The 15,716-nt window shown below is 64.4% G+C and carries 18 protein-coding genes and 1 pseudogene; 9 read left to right on the forward strand and 10 right to left on the reverse strand.

From position 1 onward, the window contains the following. Positions 1-22 precede the first annotated feature (22 nt). On the forward strand, positions 23-886 hold the full coding sequence (gene pdxY, locus E5E96_RS17620) for a pyridoxal kinase PdxY (protein ID WP_171282720.1): 864 nt from the start codon (positions 23-25) through the stop codon (positions 884-886). 182 nt (positions 887-1,068) lie between these two features. Here pdxY and E5E96_RS17625 read toward each other — a convergent pair whose 3' ends face one another. The 5 genes from E5E96_RS17625 to E5E96_RS17645 all read right to left on the reverse strand — a co-directional run bounded on the left by E5E96_RS17625 (position 1,069) and on the right by E5E96_RS17645 (position 4,542). After that, the gene (locus E5E96_RS17625) at positions 1,069-1,401 is read right to left on the reverse strand and encodes an antibiotic biosynthesis monooxygenase (protein ID WP_171282721.1); all 333 of its coding nucleotides are present in this window, start codon (positions 1,399-1,401) and stop codon (positions 1,069-1,071) included. Positions 1,402-1,517: 116 nt separating this feature from the next. Then, the gene (locus E5E96_RS17630; protein ID WP_171282722.1) at positions 1,518-2,636 is read right to left on the reverse strand and encodes a glycerol dehydrogenase; all 1,119 of its coding nucleotides are present in this window, start codon (positions 2,634-2,636) and stop codon (positions 1,518-1,520) included. Positions 2,637-2,904: 268 nt separating this feature from the next. Then, positions 2,905-3,411 (reverse strand): GNAT family N-acetyltransferase, encoded by a 507-nt coding sequence (locus E5E96_RS17635; protein ID WP_171282723.1) that lies wholly within the window; start codon positions 3,409-3,411, stop codon positions 2,905-2,907. Between the two features lie 169 nt (positions 3,412-3,580). Continuing rightward, the gene (locus E5E96_RS17640) at positions 3,581-3,973 is read right to left on the reverse strand and encodes an NUDIX domain-containing protein (RefSeq protein WP_026141403.1); all 393 of its coding nucleotides are present in this window, start codon (positions 3,971-3,973) and stop codon (positions 3,581-3,583) included. Beyond that, positions 3,970-4,542 (reverse strand): class IV adenylate cyclase, encoded by a 573-nt coding sequence (locus E5E96_RS17645; protein ID WP_171282724.1) that lies wholly within the window; start codon positions 4,540-4,542, stop codon positions 3,970-3,972. The genes E5E96_RS17640 and E5E96_RS17645 overlap by 4 nt, the downstream gene beginning before the upstream one ends. Before the next feature lie 356 nt (positions 4,543-4,898). Between E5E96_RS17645 and E5E96_RS17650 the strand changes: the two genes are divergently transcribed. The 4 genes from E5E96_RS17650 to E5E96_RS17665 all read left to right on the forward strand — a co-directional run bounded on the left by E5E96_RS17650 (position 4,899) and on the right by E5E96_RS17665 (position 7,234). Next, positions 4,899-5,744, forward strand: a complete 846-nt coding sequence (locus E5E96_RS17650; RefSeq protein WP_171282725.1) for a DUF5718 family protein — start codon at positions 4,899-4,901, stop codon at positions 5,742-5,744. Positions 5,745-5,903: 159 nt separating this feature from the next. Then, complete coding sequence (locus tag E5E96_RS17655; protein WP_011706244.1) at positions 5,904-6,236, forward strand: YnfA family protein; 333 nt, start codon at positions 5,904-5,906, stop codon at positions 6,234-6,236. A 34-nt stretch (positions 6,237-6,270) separates the two neighbouring features. Further along, positions 6,271-6,762, forward strand: a complete 492-nt coding sequence (locus tag E5E96_RS17660) for a GNAT family N-acetyltransferase (protein ID WP_171282726.1) — start codon at positions 6,271-6,273, stop codon at positions 6,760-6,762. 7 nt (positions 6,763-6,769) lie between these two features. Beyond that, entirely contained in the window at positions 6,770-7,234 is a 465-nt protein-coding gene (locus E5E96_RS17665; RefSeq protein ID WP_171282727.1) for an acetyltransferase, read from the forward strand. A 53-nt stretch (positions 7,235-7,287) separates the two neighbouring features. On the opposite strand, the gene E5E96_RS17670 is transcribed toward E5E96_RS17665, so the two are convergent. Continuing rightward, positions 7,288-8,673 carry a DEAD/DEAH box helicase gene (locus tag E5E96_RS17670; RefSeq protein WP_171282728.1) on the reverse strand — a complete coding sequence of 462 codons (1,386 nt, stop codon included), beginning with the start codon at positions 8,671-8,673 and terminating at the stop codon, positions 7,288-7,290. 159 nt (positions 8,674-8,832) lie between these two features. After that, positions 8,833-9,309: a glutathione peroxidase gene (locus E5E96_RS17675; protein ID WP_016350595.1), complete on the reverse strand. Its 477-nt coding sequence runs from the start codon at positions 9,307-9,309 to the stop codon at positions 8,833-8,835. 287 nt (positions 9,310-9,596) lie between these two features. On the opposite strand from E5E96_RS17675, the gene E5E96_RS17680 reads away from it, so the two are divergent. Both E5E96_RS17680 and E5E96_RS17685 read left to right on the forward strand, forming a co-directional pair. Next, on the forward strand, positions 9,597-10,205 hold the full coding sequence (locus tag E5E96_RS17680) for a 2OG-Fe(II) oxygenase (RefSeq protein WP_016350596.1): 609 nt from the start codon (positions 9,597-9,599) through the stop codon (positions 10,203-10,205). Positions 10,206-10,405: 200 nt separating this feature from the next. Beyond that, a complete protein-coding gene (locus E5E96_RS17685; RefSeq protein WP_043122669.1) occupies positions 10,406-11,395 on the forward strand; it encodes a D-alanine--D-alanine ligase in 990 nt (329 codons plus the stop codon). A 78-nt stretch (positions 11,396-11,473) separates the two neighbouring features. Here E5E96_RS17685 and E5E96_RS17690 read toward each other — a convergent pair whose 3' ends face one another. Further along, entirely contained in the window at positions 11,474-11,887 is a 414-nt protein-coding gene (locus tag E5E96_RS17690; protein ID WP_029301010.1) for a VOC family protein, read from the reverse strand. Positions 11,888-12,053: 166 nt separating this feature from the next. On the opposite strand from E5E96_RS17690, the gene E5E96_RS17695 reads away from it, so the two are divergent. Next, positions 12,054-12,815, forward strand: a complete 762-nt coding sequence (locus E5E96_RS17695) for a tRNA-uridine aminocarboxypropyltransferase (protein ID WP_171282729.1) — start codon at positions 12,054-12,056, stop codon at positions 12,813-12,815. A gap of 208 nt (positions 12,816-13,023) precedes the next feature. Beyond that, a pseudogene (locus E5E96_RS17700) lies at positions 13,024-13,802 on the forward strand (TSUP family transporter). 82 nt (positions 13,803-13,884) lie between these two features. On the opposite strand, the gene E5E96_RS17705 reads toward E5E96_RS17700, so the two are convergent. Both E5E96_RS17705 and E5E96_RS17710 read right to left on the reverse strand, forming a co-directional pair. Then, a complete protein-coding gene (locus E5E96_RS17705; RefSeq protein ID WP_135319644.1) occupies positions 13,885-14,739 on the reverse strand; it encodes a LysR family transcriptional regulator in 855 nt (284 codons plus the stop codon). 57 nt (positions 14,740-14,796) lie between these two features. Then, positions 14,797-15,708: a DMT family transporter gene (locus tag E5E96_RS17710; RefSeq protein ID WP_113994873.1), complete on the reverse strand. Its 912-nt coding sequence runs from the start codon at positions 15,706-15,708 to the stop codon at positions 14,797-14,799. Between the last annotated feature and the right edge of the window lie 8 nt (positions 15,709-15,716).

Genomic DNA, 15,716 nt, shown 5'->3' on the forward strand with positions numbered 1-15,716 from the left:
ACTCTTCTCTGCGGTGATGTCGATGAAACGCATTCTCTCTATCCAGTCCCACGTGGTGTTCGGCTGTGCCGGCAACAGCGCCGCCGTGTTTCCCATGCGCCGTCTCGGTATGGAGGTATGGCCTATCAACACGGTGCAGTTCTCCAATCACACCCAATATGCGGCCGGATGGCAAGGAATGGCGATGCCCGCAGGGCATATCAGCGCCCTGTGCGAAGGGCTCTCGAACATCGAGGTGCTGGCGCACTGCGACGCCGTGCTGAGCGGTTATCTGGGCTCGGCGGAGCAGGGAGACGAGATCCTGGCGGTGGTGGCCGCGGTCAAGGCGGCCAATCCTGCCGCCATCTATTTTTGCGATCCCGTGATGGGCCACCCGGAAAAAGGGTGCATCGTCGCCCCTGGAGTGACCCGTTTCTTGACCGAGCAGGCGCTGCCGGCGGCCGACATCATGGCTCCCAATCTGCTGGAGCTGGAGACCCTGTGCGACGTCCATCTGACGGATCTGGCGCAGACGCGGGCCGCCGCCCATCAGCTGCTGGCACGCGGGGTGAAGATGGTGCTGGTGAAGCATCTTGGACGCGCAGCCCGTGAGCCGGGTCGTTTCGAGATGCTGCTGGCCACCCCCGATGGGGATTATCTGATCGACCGCCCGCTCTACGAGTTTGCCCGCCAGCCGGTGGGTGTGGGGGATCTCATCAGCGCGCTGATGCTGGCCAATCTGCAGGCGGGTTACGATGCCGTCAGCGCGTTCGAGCGCACCAACGCGGCGGTGGATACGGTACTGCTGCACACCTGGCAGGCCGATGCCTATGAGTTGCAGCTGATCGCGGCCCAGGAGGCCTTTGCCGCCCCCCTGATCAAGGCGCGGGCCGAACGGCTGGCCTGATTTTCCCATTGGGGGCCCAGTCTGGGCGCGGATGATCCACGTTCTGCTTGGCCCCCTGATCACTCTTCCTCACTTCTCTCTTGGTTAACAGCCCACCCCTGCTGAGCCGCTTATCTGGCTGCACACTGAACGAGGCAATGCCGCCTCAGCCGTCATCTTGATCCTGACACCGGGCATCCGGTTCAGCTCAGGCCGTTATCCTGTTCCCGCTGCTCTGTCTCATCGAACGTGACCTGCCGGTAGTGCTCGACCGTGGGGAAGGGATCATAGAAGTGATGGAGCAGGGCCTTCCACTGCTGGTACTGGGGTGAGCCGCGAAAGCCCTGGGTGTGATCTTCGAGGCGCAGCCAGTTGACCAGCAGCAGATAGCGGTGGGGAGCGGTCAGCGAGCGCTGGAGCTGGTGTCCACCGTAGCCCGGCATGGTGCTGATGATGCGCTGGGCCTGGGAGAAGGCCAGCTCGAAGGCGGCAGCCTGACCGGGGACGACCTGCAGAGGGGCGACTTCCAATATCATGGTGACTCCTTGTCCCAAGGATAAAGGGGCCATTGCAGCAGGTCGGGCAGGGAATGACAAGGCCGGCCGCAGGGGCCGGCCTTGTCGCTGTGATCACGGCTTGGCTTGAGTGCCGATCAGGCGCGTGGGTGACGGGCCCGGTAGCGCTCGGCCATGGCATTGGCCGCGATCATGGCGTGGTAGACATCCTGCTCGCTGACGCTCATCGGCATGTTGCCCATGGTGTCGAGGGGATCGCAGGCAAGCTTGGCCACCTGGCGCCACTCGCTCTCCACGAAACGGCTCAGCCCCATCTCCTGCAGGGTCATGGGCAGGCCGGCCAGCTGGATGATGCGCATCACCTCATCCAGCTCGGCCTGGGGCGCGCGCTCGAGAACCAGCTGGGTGAGCAGACCAAAAACCACCTTCTCGCCGTGCTGGGCCCGGTGCAGATCCGCCACCACCGACATGCCGTTGTTGACCGCATGGGCCGCCGCCAGGCCGCCTGCTTCGGCGCCCACGCCGCTCAGATAGATGGTGGCCTCGATGGTCTGCTCCAGCGCCGGGGTGGTGACATGGTGGCGCACCGCGTCCATCGCCAGCTCGATGTTCTCCCCCAGCAACTCGTAGCAGAGCCGGGCCAGCCCGAGGCCGGTGCGGGAGGGGCGCTTGCCCACCAGATTGATGCCGTCTGCCCGGTAACAGGCACGGGCCTCGAAATAGGTGGCGAGCGCATCACCCACGCCGGCGGCGAAGAAGCGGGTGGGAGCCGCCGCTATGATGGCGGTATCGGCGATCACCACGTCCGGGTTCTGGGGCAGGAACAGATAGCGCTCGAACTCGCCCGCCGGGTTGTAGATCACCGCGAGGGCGGTGCAGGGGGCATCGGTGGAGGCGATGGTGGGAAACAGCACCACGGGGCGGCGCAGGTAGAAGGCCACCGCCTTGGCGACATCCAGGGTCTTGCCGCCGCCGATACCGACGATGACGTTGGCCCCCTGTTGTTCGGCCAGATCGCACAGGCGGCGGATCTCGATGTCGGTGCATTCGTAGTTGAACTTCTCTGCCGCCCCCTTCAGACCTGCCTGCAGCAGGCCGGCGAGCGCCTCTTCCCGTACTCGCTCCAGAATGAACTCGTCGCTGACGAGCAGGGCGTTGTCGCCGAAATCTTTTACGTGATCATGGAGTTGGGGCAGCAGATCGTGGCCGATGATGAACTTTTTGGGGGAGGTGACGGTACGAGGCAGGATAGGCATGCAGTTTTCCTCAAGGCAGTGAGCAGTATCCGTTTGGTATGCAAACGGGTCTTTTTGCCACACCATACGCCTCGTCTAGGGTGAGGTGAAGGAACAATCGTATGCAAATGGGGTTATATAAGACTCAAAATTAATCTTGGTGCTGTTTTGATTGTTTTTTTTGCGGGCAGGAGGGTAACGCAACGCGCCCTCCATGGGGAGGGCGCACTGTGGCTACAGAGTAGGGGCGAGCAAGGTAGAGGCGTGCGAAGCGGAGGCAGTGCGCGGCTCAGAGCTGCTTGTAGAAGAAGAGGGTGGCCGCCAGGGTGCCGTCGGCACTGCGGGCAAAGGCGGGGATCTGGCCCGCCTCCTGGTAGCCGAGCTGGCGATAGAGGTGGGAGGCGGCATCGCCCACCCGGGTGTCGAGCACCAGCAGGCTGCGACCGGCCTCTCTGGCCCCTTGTTCCATGCTGGCCATCAGGGCACGGCCGACCCCCTTGCCACGCTGGAGACTGTGCACCATCAGTTTTTCCACCTCGGCGCGGTGACGGCCATTGGCCTTGGTGCACAGCGAGAGCTGGAGGGCACCGACCAGCTGGTGCTGCAGGAAGGCGACCCAGAGCCGGCGGTTGCCCGCGGCCAGCTCCGTCTCTATGCCCTGCCAATAGACGAGCCCCTGCTCTTCGGTCAGCGGCGGCAGAAAGCCCACCGAGGCGCCGCTGGCGACGCTGTCTTGCAGCAAAGTGATGAGGGCAGGTTTGATGCCCTGGGTGGTATCAACCTCAACTATGTCCATCAGGAGTCCTTGTCAACGAAGTTCACGCCGCCGGCCCGGTCTGCCGCGGCGCCTGCCGCCAACGGGACCGGCGGCAGGATGACTGGCTAGACTCGCCGTTTCTGCCGCCAATTTCAAGTCGTTGTCGCTCGCCGGGTGCGCCCGATCACGCCGTCCAGGCGGGTTTCCCTCAGCGGATGAGCTTCTGTTCGACCAGCCAGGCAAACAGCAGCCGGGAAACCGGCGAGATCTCGGCCATATGGCGGCTGTCGAGCCAGCGCAGCTCGGCGATCTCCGCCGAGGCGACGGGAGTGCCGTCAGCCTCGCCGGTGTAGCAGCGCAGCCTGACGTTGACCCCCTGCGGCTTGCCGTCGGCCTGGGCGCTGAACTCGCAGGCAAACGCCAGGGTGTCGGGCTTGAGGGCCACGGCCAGCTCTTCCTCGATTTCGCGCATCAGCGCCGCCTCGTCGCTCTCTCCCGCTTCGCGCTTGCCGCCGGGAATGTAGTAGATGTGCTTGCCGTGGGAGCGGGCACAGAGCAGTTGCTGATCCTTGAAGGTCAGCCAGGCGAGTTTGTCGATCATGAACGTCTCTCTGGTGATGGGGTGGTGGCTTGTTCGCACAGGGTGCGATAGGAGCGGCTCTCCAGCCGTTCTGGGTCCAGCCCGAGCTGGGCGGCCAGGGACAGCAGTTGCTGGCGATAATCTGGCAGCAGGGTTTCGTCATCGGTCATGATGGCCAGCTCGGCAAAATCGCCAAGCCCTGCCAGGTGATCCAGGGTGACGTGGAAGGGGCCGACGAAATAGATGCTGCGCACTTTGCGAAGGGTCAGTATCGGCTGGTAGCCCAGGGTGTGCAGCATGCTGATGGCCTTGTCGGCGTCGGTGATGTTGACCGCCTCGCAGCGATCGGGTTCGGGCCCCTTCACGATCCAGAGCCGGATTCCGGAGGGCTGCATGGCGCGGATCAGCAGGCTCTTGCCCGCCGCGCTCAGGCTGCGGCCCGGCGTGTCGAAGTAGGTGTCCTGCTCCTGGTTGCGCTCCAGCATCACCTCGGGATTGAGGGCGGCGAGGGCAGTGGTGAAAGCTTCGACATCGCCGAGCCTGTATTTGAACTCGACCTCGAAGCGGCCCTGAAAGTGCTGTGCTGACATCGGCAGGCATCCTTGAGTGTGCGGATTGGCATGGCGGGCAGCCTAGCAAAGTTGGCGGGCGGGCCCAAGGGGCAAGGCGGCAGGATGTGGAAACGATCTGTTTCCGGGGCCCATGATTGATCAATACGCAGCCTGTCGCCGTGATCAAGGGCAGGCGCCGCACACGGTCGAGCCAGTTCGGGCATGGCGGTTGCTCACAAGCTCGCCGAGCGGCCGGCAAAAGTTCGCGCTGGCGCACAGGATGGGGCGTGCAGGCTGGGCGAGGGCAGATCCCTGTGTTTTAATCCTCGCCACGTTTGCGGCAGCCGCCCCGTGCCGGGCCGCTGCCTTCGCTTTGGCAAGAGGCAGGTGAGAAGATGCAAGTGACAGCAGAGAGCAAGTTTATCGGACTCGGGGTGGCGGGCAATTTCGCCGGTCATCTGGAGCAGGCCGGCGAGGCCTCGGATTTCGTGGCGGTGGTGGTGCGCGACACCAGCGCCCCCAAGGCGCTGTTCCCCTTCTACGTGCCGGGCCACCCCGGCCAGCTCGGCGTCTTCCCCTTGAGCGGTGACGCCATCTTCTTGCCGGAAGCGGCGGTGAGCGGCGATGAGAAGGTGCAGATAGAGCCGGAAGTGGCGCTATGGTGCGAGCTGGAGTACGCGGGGGAGCAGGTGGTGGCCATCCATCCGCGCGCCTTTGGTGCCTACAACGACTGCTCTATCCGCCGTCCCAACGCCAAAAAGATCAGCGAGAAGAAGAACTGGGGCGAAGAGAGCAAGGGGCTGGCCCCCGCGTTGCTGCCCCTGTCCCACTTTGCCGCCGGCTGCGAGCTCGATGACTACCGCATCGCCTGCTACCTGGAGCGGGACGGCGAGCTGCACCCCTATGGGGTCGACAGCGCGGCGGTGGATTACAGCTACTTCCACAGCCAGCTGCTGACGTGGGCCATCGACAAGTTCAACCATCAGCAGGACGAGGGGCCGGCCGAGCACATCCAGGGACTGCTGGCCCAGGCCGGGCGCCCGGCCCATGCCCTCATCAGCATCGGGGCCACCCGCTATACCCCGTTTGGCGAGACCCACTTCCTCAAGCCCGGCGACACCGCCTGCGTGCTGCTCTATCCGGCCAGCCGCTATGACGAGGCGGCGATCCGCGAGGCCATCAGAGCCCGCCGCTTCGGGCCGGGCATGTCGGTGCTGCTGCAGGCGGTCAAGACCCGCTGATGACCTGGCCTTCCCCCGTACTGGCGGGGGAAGGCCGGCCGAGCATGTATCCGCTATCTTTCCCCCTCGCGTTTCTTGCCTGATCCCGCTTACCCGGCCCGGCCATTTGGCTTACCATTGCTCTTTTGCCGAACACGTTGTTGAACAATGGGGTAGCCGATGGGCGAGTTGAAAACCATGGGGTTGTTTCTGGTGACGGCACTGGCCGAGATCCTGGGCTGTTATCTGCCCTATCTCTGGCTGACCCAGGGGCGCAGCGTCTGGCTGTTGCTGCCAGCGGGGTTGAGCCTGATGCTGTTTGCCTGGCTGCTGTCACTGCACCCGACCGCGGCGGGGCGCGTCTATGCCGCCTATGGCGGTGTCTACATCTTCGTGGCCATCCTCTGGCTCTGGCTGGTGGACGGCATCCGACCCAGCCTGTGGGATCTGGTGGGGTCGTTGGTGGCCCTGTGCGGCATGGCCATCATCATGTTTGCCCCCCGCGAGGCGTGAAGCCGCATCGCCCGCAGCTCAAGAAGGAAGAAGGATGACGCTCATCAGGGCCTGTACCCTGCAGGACATGGCCGGTCTGCTGGCGCTCTATCGGGAATTGCGCCCCCATGACCCTGCGCTTGCGCCGGATGTTGCCCGCGCGGCGCTGACGGCCTTGCTGGCGCAGCCCCATCTCCACCTGCTGGTGGCGGAGGTGGATGGCCAGCTGGCGGCCACCTGCCAGCTCGGCGTGGTAGCGACCCTGACCAACGGTGGCCGGCCGTTTGGTATCATAGAGCACGTGGTGACAGCCTCTGCGTTTCGGCGCCGGGGCATCAGCCGGCAGCTGCTGGCCCATGCCCTCGCGCTCGCCTGGCAGCAGGATTGCTACAAGGTGATGCTGTTGTCGGGGGAGGGGCGCGAGGCGGCCCACCGGCTCTATGCATCGCTTGGCTTCAAGGCCGGCATCGAGAAGGGGTTTGTCCTCAAGCAGGTCGACGCCATGGCGCCGGCCGGGCAGGCCCCGAACAACCCATCTGTTGAGTGAGTTCGATATGAGACTGGAGCAGGCCGTGCGCGGGGATTATCAGGCCCTGATCGCGCTGTGGGAGGCGTCGGTGCGCGCCACCCACCATTTTTTGCCGGATGAGGAGATCGCCACCCTGCGCGAGCTCATCCTGGCACATTACTTTGATGCCGTGACCCTCACCTGCGCCCGCAGTGAGCAGGGGATCGCCGGCTTTTGCGGGGTGCACGAGGGCAACATCGAGATGCTGTTCATCGACCCGGCGCTGCGCGGGGGCGGGGTTGGTCGCCTGCTGGTGGCCGATGCCATCGACCGGCTGGGGGCGACCCGGGTAGACGTCAACGAGCAGAATGAGCAGGCGCTCGGCTTTTATCGCCGCCTGGGATTCGAGGTGCTGGGGCGCTCGGCGCTGGACGGGCAGGGCAGACCCTATCCGTTGCTGCACATGTCCATTGTGACAGCTGGCACTGACAGGCCAGTGGTGCCATCATGAAAAAAACCGCCCTCGGGCGGTTTTTTTGTTTATGACGGGATCAGGACGGACTGTTACTCCTCGTTGGAGTTGTCCTGATAGTCGTCGCGCTGGGCCTTGGGCAGGCGGCGCATGGGGGTAAAGCCGATATCCTCGCCCACCACTTCCCGCTTGCGGGCTGGGGCTGGCTTCTTGCCGCCATCGCTCTTTGCCTTGCTCTTGCCTGCGGCGGATTTGCCGTTGCCGCCCTTGGCATTGGCGGCGCCACGGACCCGCGGCGGGTTTTGTACCGGCTTGCTGCCCGGCAGGGTCTGCCGGCTCGGTTTGCCGCTGGGCTCATACCCTTCCAGGATCTCCACCGAGAGGGATTGGCCGATCAGCGCCTCTATCCCCTTGAGCTGGCCCAGCTCGTCCTGGCTCACCAGCGAGATGGCCTCGCCGCCACGACCGGCGCGGCCGGTGCGGCCGATGCGGTGGATGTAATCCTCCGCCATCTGGGGCAGCTCGAAGTTGATCACGTGGGGCAGCTGATCGATGTCGAGGCCGCGAGCGGCGATGTCGGTCGCCACCAGCACCCGCACCTTGCCTTCCCGAAAATCTGCCAGCGCCCGGTTGCGGGCACCCTGGCTCTTGTCGCCGTGGATGGCGACGGTATCGAGCCCGTCTTTTTGCATCTGCTGGGCCAGGCGATCGGCAATCTGCTTGGTGCGCACGAACACCAGCACCCGCTGCCAGTTGCCGCGGCCGATCATGTGGGAGAGCAGCTCGCGGCGACGTTCCCGGTCGACCTGAATGATGCGCTGGGTCACCTGCTCGGCGGCGGTGTTGCTGGGATCCACCTCGATCAGGGTGGGGTCGCTCAGCAGGTCATCCGCCAGCGCCTTGATCTCGTTTGAGAAGGTGGCGGAGAACAGCAGGGTCTGCCGTTCGGCCGGCAGCGCCTTCATGATGCGGCGAATGTCGACGATGAAGCCCATGTCGAGCATGCGATCCGCTTCGTCCAGCACCAGCACTTCCAGCTCGGACAGGGTCAGCGCCCCCTGGGTCAGCAGATCCAGCAGACGGCCCGGGGTGGCCACCAGGATGTCGATGCCGAGCTTGATGGCGTCCAGATTGGGCTTGATGCTGACGCCGCCGTAGGCGATCAGGGTGCGAAACGGCAGGTGGTGGGCATATTTGATGATGCTCTCACCCACCTGGGCAGCCAGTTCGCGGGTCGGGGTCAGCACCAGGGCCCGCACTTGACGGCGGCCACGGCCATGGTTGGCCAGCAGGCGCTGCAGCATGGGCAGGGTGAAACCGGCCGTTTTGCCTGTGCCTGTCTGGGCGCCGCCGAGCACATCCTGTCCGGCCAGAATGGCGGGAATGGCTTGTTGCTGGATGGGGGTTGGCTGTTCGTAACCCAGCTCCTTGACGGCCCGCAGGATGTGCGGAGACAGACCCAGTTCGTTGAATGACATGTTCGAGAGAGACTCCTCTGGTGAGCCTTGGGCTCAGCGGATGGCAGGTGCGCTGGCACCCGCCACAAGATGGAAATGATAACGGGGGCGTAATATAGCAGATGCGCGCCCTGCACGCAGCAGCCGTGTCGCGTTGTCCGGCCACCGCGTACCGCGGCCTCAGAGCAGGGCCAGGATATCGTCTCGCAGGCTCTCGGGTTTGGTGGTGGGGGCAAAGCGGTCAACCACCTTGCCGTCCCGGTCGATCAGAAACTTGGTGAAGTTCCACTTGACGTTCTCCAGCCCCAGCAGGCCCGGTTTCTCCTTCTTGAGCCACTGATAGAAGGGGTGGGCCTGCTCGCCGTTGACCTCGCACTTGGCCATGATGGGGAAGCTGACCGGATAGTCGAGGGAACAGAAGCGGGCGATTTCCTCTGCATCGCCCGGCTCCTGATGGCCGAACTGATCGCAGGGGAAGCCAAGGATCACCAGCCCGCGTGGGCCCAGTTCGCGATAAAGCGCCTCCAGTCCGGTGTACTGGGGGGTAAAGCCGCAGCGGCTGGCGACGTTGACCACCAGCACGACCTGGCCTTGCAGGGTGGACAAGGGCAGTTCGGTACCGTCAAGGCGTTGCAGGATAAGGTCGGGCAATGACATGAAGCACTCCTGTTGCATGGGGCCCATTCAGGGCGTATCGCTCCACGGTAACGGGCGTGACGGCGCGGAGCAAGCACCGCTTTCCCCTTTGCCATGAAAGATCTGGCCCGGTCTGAGGCCATTTGAGTGCGCCGGATCACAGGCTGGCGAGGGCGACCAGATAATGGGGGCCTTGTGCGCCCGGATAGCGTATTGATGGTGGGACTTCTGAGGATAAGCAAACCGGTTTGTGTCTTGCCCTGGAAGTCGCTAAAAAGCGCCCTCTCTCCACTTGTTGCGAGTCAATCTTGGACTATCAAGCCGTCATGGATGCCATTTACACCCGGGGATGGGTGATAGTGGATGATTTTTTAACCGCCGCCGAGGTGGATGCTCTCAAGGCATGCTTGCCGGATGCGTGGCGGCCGGCGGGGATCGGTCGCGATGCCCTGCATCAGGACAACCGCGCCATTCGCCGGGATCAGATCCACTGGCTTGAACCCTCCCTCGGTGCGCCGGTGGCCGACTATCTGGCCCGGATGGAGGCACTGCGGCTGGCCGCCAACCGGATGCTGATGCTGGGGTTGTTCGACTACGAGGCTCACTTTGCCCGCTATCGCAGCGGTGACTTCTATGCCACCCATCGCGACGCCTTCGCCGGGCGATCCAACCGCCGCCTCACCTCGGTGTTCTACTTGAACAACGACTGGCAACCCCAGGCGGGTGGGGTGCTGCGGATGTACGATGACGACGAGCAGTTTTTGATGGATGTCTCGCCCCGTGGCGGGCGGCTGGTGTTGTTTCTATCCGAAGAGTTCCCCCACGAGGTGTTGCCCGCCAACCAGGAGCGCTACAGCATCGCCGGCTGGTTTCGGGTCAACGGCAGCGGCAATGGCCGGCTCGATCCGCCGCGCTGAGCTCTTTTCATCCAATTTCTGACACAGGCGGGAATTTTTATGGCCGTTGTCGGCGGATGGGGCTCCCATCGGCTGACAAGGCTTGATCTCCCTTGCTACACTGGCCCGCACTTATCTTCGTATCTGGCTTCGTCCGGTTTTAATGCGGTTGGGTTTTAAATGGTGATGGCGAAGCCGCTTTTCCCAAGGGATCACATCTAATGAAGAACATGCATGTCTTGCTGCTGTGCGGCGGCGGTGGCTCCGAGCACGAAGTCTCTCTGCGCAGTGCCAATTTCCTCGAAAAACAGCTCTCCCTCCTGCCCGGCGTGGAAGTGACCCGGGTCGAGATGTTTGCCGACCGCTGGCTCAGCGCCGATGGCCGCGAATGCAAGCTGGGGCTGGACAAGCTGCTGTCGTTTGACAGCGTGGCCCGTCCGGTGGACTACGTGGTGCCCTGCATCCACGGCTACCCTGGCGAGACCGGCGACCTGCAATCCTTCCTCGAGCTGGCGGGCCTGCCTTATCTGGGCTGCGATGCCGAGGCGAGCAAGATCTGCTTCAACAAGATCAGCACCAAGCTGTGGCTCTCCGCCATCGGCATCCCCAACACCCCTTATCTGTTCCTGACCGAGCAGAACGACGCGGCGCTGAGCGAGGCGAAAGCCGCGCTGGCCAAGTGGGGCAAGGTCTTCATCAAGGCGGCCTCCCAGGGCTCTTCCGTCGGCTGCTACTCCGCCAGCAACGAAGCGGATCTGGTGAAGGGCATTGCCGATGCCTTCGGTTACTCCGAGCAGGTACTGATCGAAAAAGCGGTCAAGCCGCGCGAGCTGGAAGTGGCGGTTTACCAGTACGGTGACGAGCTGGTGGCCACCTACCCGGGTGAGATCTGCGTGCCGCAGGACAAGTTCTACACCTATGAAGAGAAGTACAGCAGCGCCAGTCACACCGAGACCGCGCTGCGTGCCGAGGGGCTGACCCAGGCGCAGGCTGATGCCATTCACGAGTACGCCCTCAAGGCGTTCCGTCAGCTCAAACTGACCCACCTGTCGCGCATCGACTTCTTCCTGACCGAAGAGGGCGAGATCCTGCTGAACGAAATCAACACCTTCCCGGGCATGACCTCGATCTCCATGTTCCCGAAACTGCTGGAGCATCACGGTCACCGCTTCGCCGACTACCTTGAGCAGATCCTGCGCAAGGCAGTCTGAGGCCGGCGCCCGAGCAGGGCGAGCTGAATGATGAAGAGGGGCCCGCGGGCCCCTCTGTCGTTGTTGCGGTGAGCGATGTCACATGGCTTCCGGGGTGAACAGCCAGATGTGCGCCCCTTGTGGATCTGCGATCAGCGCCATGCGCCCGACCCCCGGGATATTCATGGCGGGCACCACCACGCTGCCGCCGTGCTGGTTGACCCTGAGCACCCTGGCATCGACGTCATCCACCGCGATATAGGTTGCCCAGTGGGGTGGTACGCCGGCCATCTCGGGATTGCCCCGGGTGGCCTGCACACCGGCGATCGGCCTGCCATTGGCAACCAGCATGGGGTAGTCGCCGCCCTCCATCGCCATGGTCTGGCTCTCCCAGCCGAGCACCTCGGTGTAGAAACGGATCCCGGCCTCGGCATCGGGCAGATAGAGCTCGTGCCAGGTGAAGGTAGTGCCTTCGGCCAGAGCGTGCTCGCGGGCAATATCTTGTTCTGCCATCGTCGTCCTCCTGTGTCCCATGCGTGGGTGCATGGGTTGACGACCAAGTATAGAGAGGCGTGGCCTCCCGGCTTGCCCCGGATGGGGGGCCTTGCTGCGCGGTGGACGGCTCGTTACAATCTGCCCCCTTTTTGTCCTGCCACAGGCATCGCCAGAGCCGCGTTCCATGAAGCCAATTCCCGATCACGCCGTCAATCGCCTGCGCATCTGGCGCAAGAGCGTCTCGACCCGACCCTTTCTCGCCCGTGGCGGCAGCGTGCCGCGCTGCGAAGCCTGTCAGCTGCGCCACGACTGGTGTGCCTGCGAATGGCGCCCCGAGCTCAAGGCCGAGGCCGGCTTCTGCCTGCTGATGTACGACAGCGAGCCGATGAAGCCCTCCAACACCGGTCGTCTCATCGCCGATGTGCTGCCGGATACCACCTGGGCGTTTCTCTGGTCGCGCACCAAGCCCCATCCCGAGCTGCTGGCCCTGCTGGCGGATCCCGTCTGGCAGCCCTATGTGGTGTTTCCCGCCTGCGAGAAGGAGCCGGCCCGGCTCACCTCGGTGGTGACCCCGCTCCCCGGCAAGAAGCCGCTGTTCATCCTGCTGGACGGCACCTGGCCCGAGGCGCGCAAGATGTTCAACAAGAGCCCCTATCTGGACGGCTTGCCGGTGCTCTCCATCAAGCCAGATGCGCTCTCCACCTATGGCATGCGGGTAGCGCACTGCGACGAGCACCTGTGCACCGCCGAGGTGGCGGCCTGCGTGCTGGAGGTGGCCGGCGAGCTGGCGGCGGGGCAGGCACTGCAGCTCTGGTTCAATCTCTTCAGCAGCCGCTACATGGCGGGCCGGGTCAGCCGGGCCCCCGGCGAGGATGAAGCTCAGCTGCAGCAGGCGCTGGCCGACATCAAGGGCAATGAGGGGACCTGTGCGCCCGATGCTGCCTGAACAGGGTGGATGAGGGGGCCGGCATGCTTGCCAGCCGCTTCACAGGGGGGATTAATTGATGAAAATCAGGAATCAATTGCCTGCCACTGTTTCGTTGGCTTCATGAGCCAAGCCCCATTAGGATAGCGACCAGCGTTGTTCATCAGGCTCATGGCGAGCCTGCGCCGTGCGGGCCCTTGCCGGCCCCGTCAATGTTGTGAGGCTATGGATGGAATTGGAACTGTTTACCCTGCTTGCCCTGTTCGGCGTGGCCCTGGTGGCCGGCTTTATCGATGCCATTGCCGGCGGGGGCGGCCTGCTGACGGTGCCCGCCCTGCTCGCCACCGGCATGCCGCCGGCGCTGGTGCTCGGCACCAACAAGCTGCAGAGCAGTTTCGGCTCCTTCTCTGCCACCTGGTTCTATGCCCGCAAGGGGCTGCTGGAGTGGCATATCATCTGGCCGGCGGTGATCTGCACCTTCATCGGCGCGGCGCTCGGCACCCTGGCGGTGCAGACCATCGACGCCGCCATCCTGGAGCGGTTGCTGCCCTTCCTGCTGATGGCCTTCGCCTGCTACTTCTTCTTCTCCCCCGGGTGAGCGATGCCGAGAGCTCCCGCCGCCTCGCTCCCATGGCGTTCGCCCTGCTGGTGGGCGGCGGGGTGGGCTTCTATGACGGCTTCTTCGGGCCGGGCACGGGATCGTTTTTTGCCATCGGTTTCGTGGCGCTGGCGGGCTTTGGCATGGCGCGGGCCACCGCCCACACCAAGCTGCTCAACTTCACCTCCAACATCGCCTCGCTGCTGTTTTTCGCGCTGGGGGGCAAGGTGGTGTGGAGCGTCGGCTTCTGCATGGCGCTGGGCCAGTTCATCGGCGCCCGTTTCGGTTCGAAAATGGTGCTCAAGCAAGGGGTCAAGCTGATCAAGCCGCTGCTGGTGACCGTCTCCTTGCTGATGTCCGCCAAGCTGGTGTGGAGCCAGTACCCCGAACTGTTTGCCTGGTTGGGATAAGCGCTTTTCGCCGACAGCGGCAGTCACGGCTGTCAACACAAGGGGCCCGATCCGCAAGATCGGGCCCCTTGTGTTGTGGCGCTCAGCCGGCCAGCGGCTGGAAGTGGGCTTGCAGGGCCTGCACCAGCTGGGCGATGCGCGCGCGCTTGAGGCTGTTTGGCCGATAGACCAGGTGCAGTGGGCGAGCGAGCCCGGCGAGGGGGCGAGCCTGGGTCCCCTGTGCGCCAACCAGCGCCAGCAGGCCAGCCGGCAGCAGCACAGGGCCGATGCCGGCCTTGGCCAGCTCGATCAGCGCCAGGTAGGAGTCGAGCTCCATGGCGGGGATGAGGCCAAGGGCCGCCAGCGGCTCGCGCAGGTAGCGGTTGGAGGGGTTGTCCAGGTCCATGGTGAGGATCTGGCGCAGGTCTTGATCGGCGTTTTCCCCCTCGCGCTGATCGCCTTCCACCAGATAGAAGGGCTCCTCCAGCAGCAGTCTGGCCTCAAGGCCATGGCCCGGCGGCAGGCGCCCGGCGCAGATGCCGAGCAGGGCATCGCCGCTGCGCACCCGCGCCAGAATGACCGGAGTGTGGTGGGTGGAGAGGGCGAGATGGGGATCCTGTCTCAGGTAGTCGTGCATGAAGCGGGCGAGGTAGCCCGCCAGCAGGGTCTCGGAGCAGGCGACGGGCAGGGGAGTCAGGTCGGTGAGGGTCTGGCTGTCGGCCAGCACCCCCTTCATCTCGGCGAGGCTGGGGGCGACCCGGGCCAGCAGCTCTTGTGCCTGGGGGGTGAGCCTTATCTGGCGACCGTCCGGCTCGACCAGCTTCTTGCCGAGGCGCTGTTCCAGCTGGGCGATGCGCTTGCTCACCGCCGACTGGCTGATATAGAGCCGGCTGGCCACCTTGGCCATGGTGCCTTCGCTGGCCAGCAGGCAGAGAGTCTCCAGCCCTTCCAGTAACATATCGCCTCCCGTCATCTGCGTAGGAAGGCGTTACCTTAGGGGCTGACGGGGTTGGGATCAAGCATCCTTCGCCGCCCTGACGGGACGCAGGCGCCACTCCCGCAGGGGCGGTGCGAAGATCACCAGGTTGCCAAGCAGGCTGATCATGACCCCCACCACCGACACCGGCTGCCAGACGAACCCCTCGTAGAAGGTGGAGAGCGTCAGCGCCACCAGGGGGAACAAGACGGTGGCGTAGGAAGCCTTGCTGGCGCCGATCCGCCCCACCAGGGTGAGATAAGCCGTGAAGGCGATGACCGAGCCGAACAGGGCGAGATAGACCATGGCCGCCAGGTAGTGGCCGTCGGTCGGGATCACCAGCTGCTGGCCGAGCAGGGTGACCCAGCCCAGCAGCAACACCACCCCGTAGACCATGCCCCAGGGCACCAGCTGCAGCACATGGTAGCCCTGGCGCTGGCCGCGGGCCGAGACCAGGTTGCCGAGCGAGAAGCAGAGGGTGCCGCCGCAGGCGAGCAGCAGCCCTTTCCAGCCGTTTGCACCCAGTTGCGCATCCGCCAGCACCGGCCAGAACAGCAAGAAGGTGCCAAGGAGCCCCAACAGCGACCCCTGCAGCCAGCGCAGGCCGGGTCTTTTACCCTCGAACAGCCAGAGGTTGAGGCCGTTGAAGATGCTGGCACTGGCGAAGATCACCGCCGACAGGCCGCTCGGAATGTAGAGGGTGGCGTGATAGAAACAGAGAAAGTTGGTGGAAAAGAGCAGGCCGCCGAGCAGGGCGGCATAACGCTGACCGGCCCAGGGCAGGCGTGGGAAACGGCCGCTGGCGGTGAGCAGGGCAAACAGTGCCAGCGCCGCCAGGGCGAAGCGATAGAGCACCGAGACCTCGATGGGAATGGGGCCGAGCTGCCAGGCGATGGCGATCCAGGTGCTGCCCCAGATAAGGACGGTGGCAAGATAGAGCATCAGATTCATGGGGTATC

Origin of the sequence: Aeromonas sp. 1805, from assembly GCF_013085525.1 — a bacterium.
Lineage (GTDB): Bacteria > Pseudomonadota > Gammaproteobacteria > Enterobacterales > Aeromonadaceae > Aeromonas > Aeromonas hydrophila.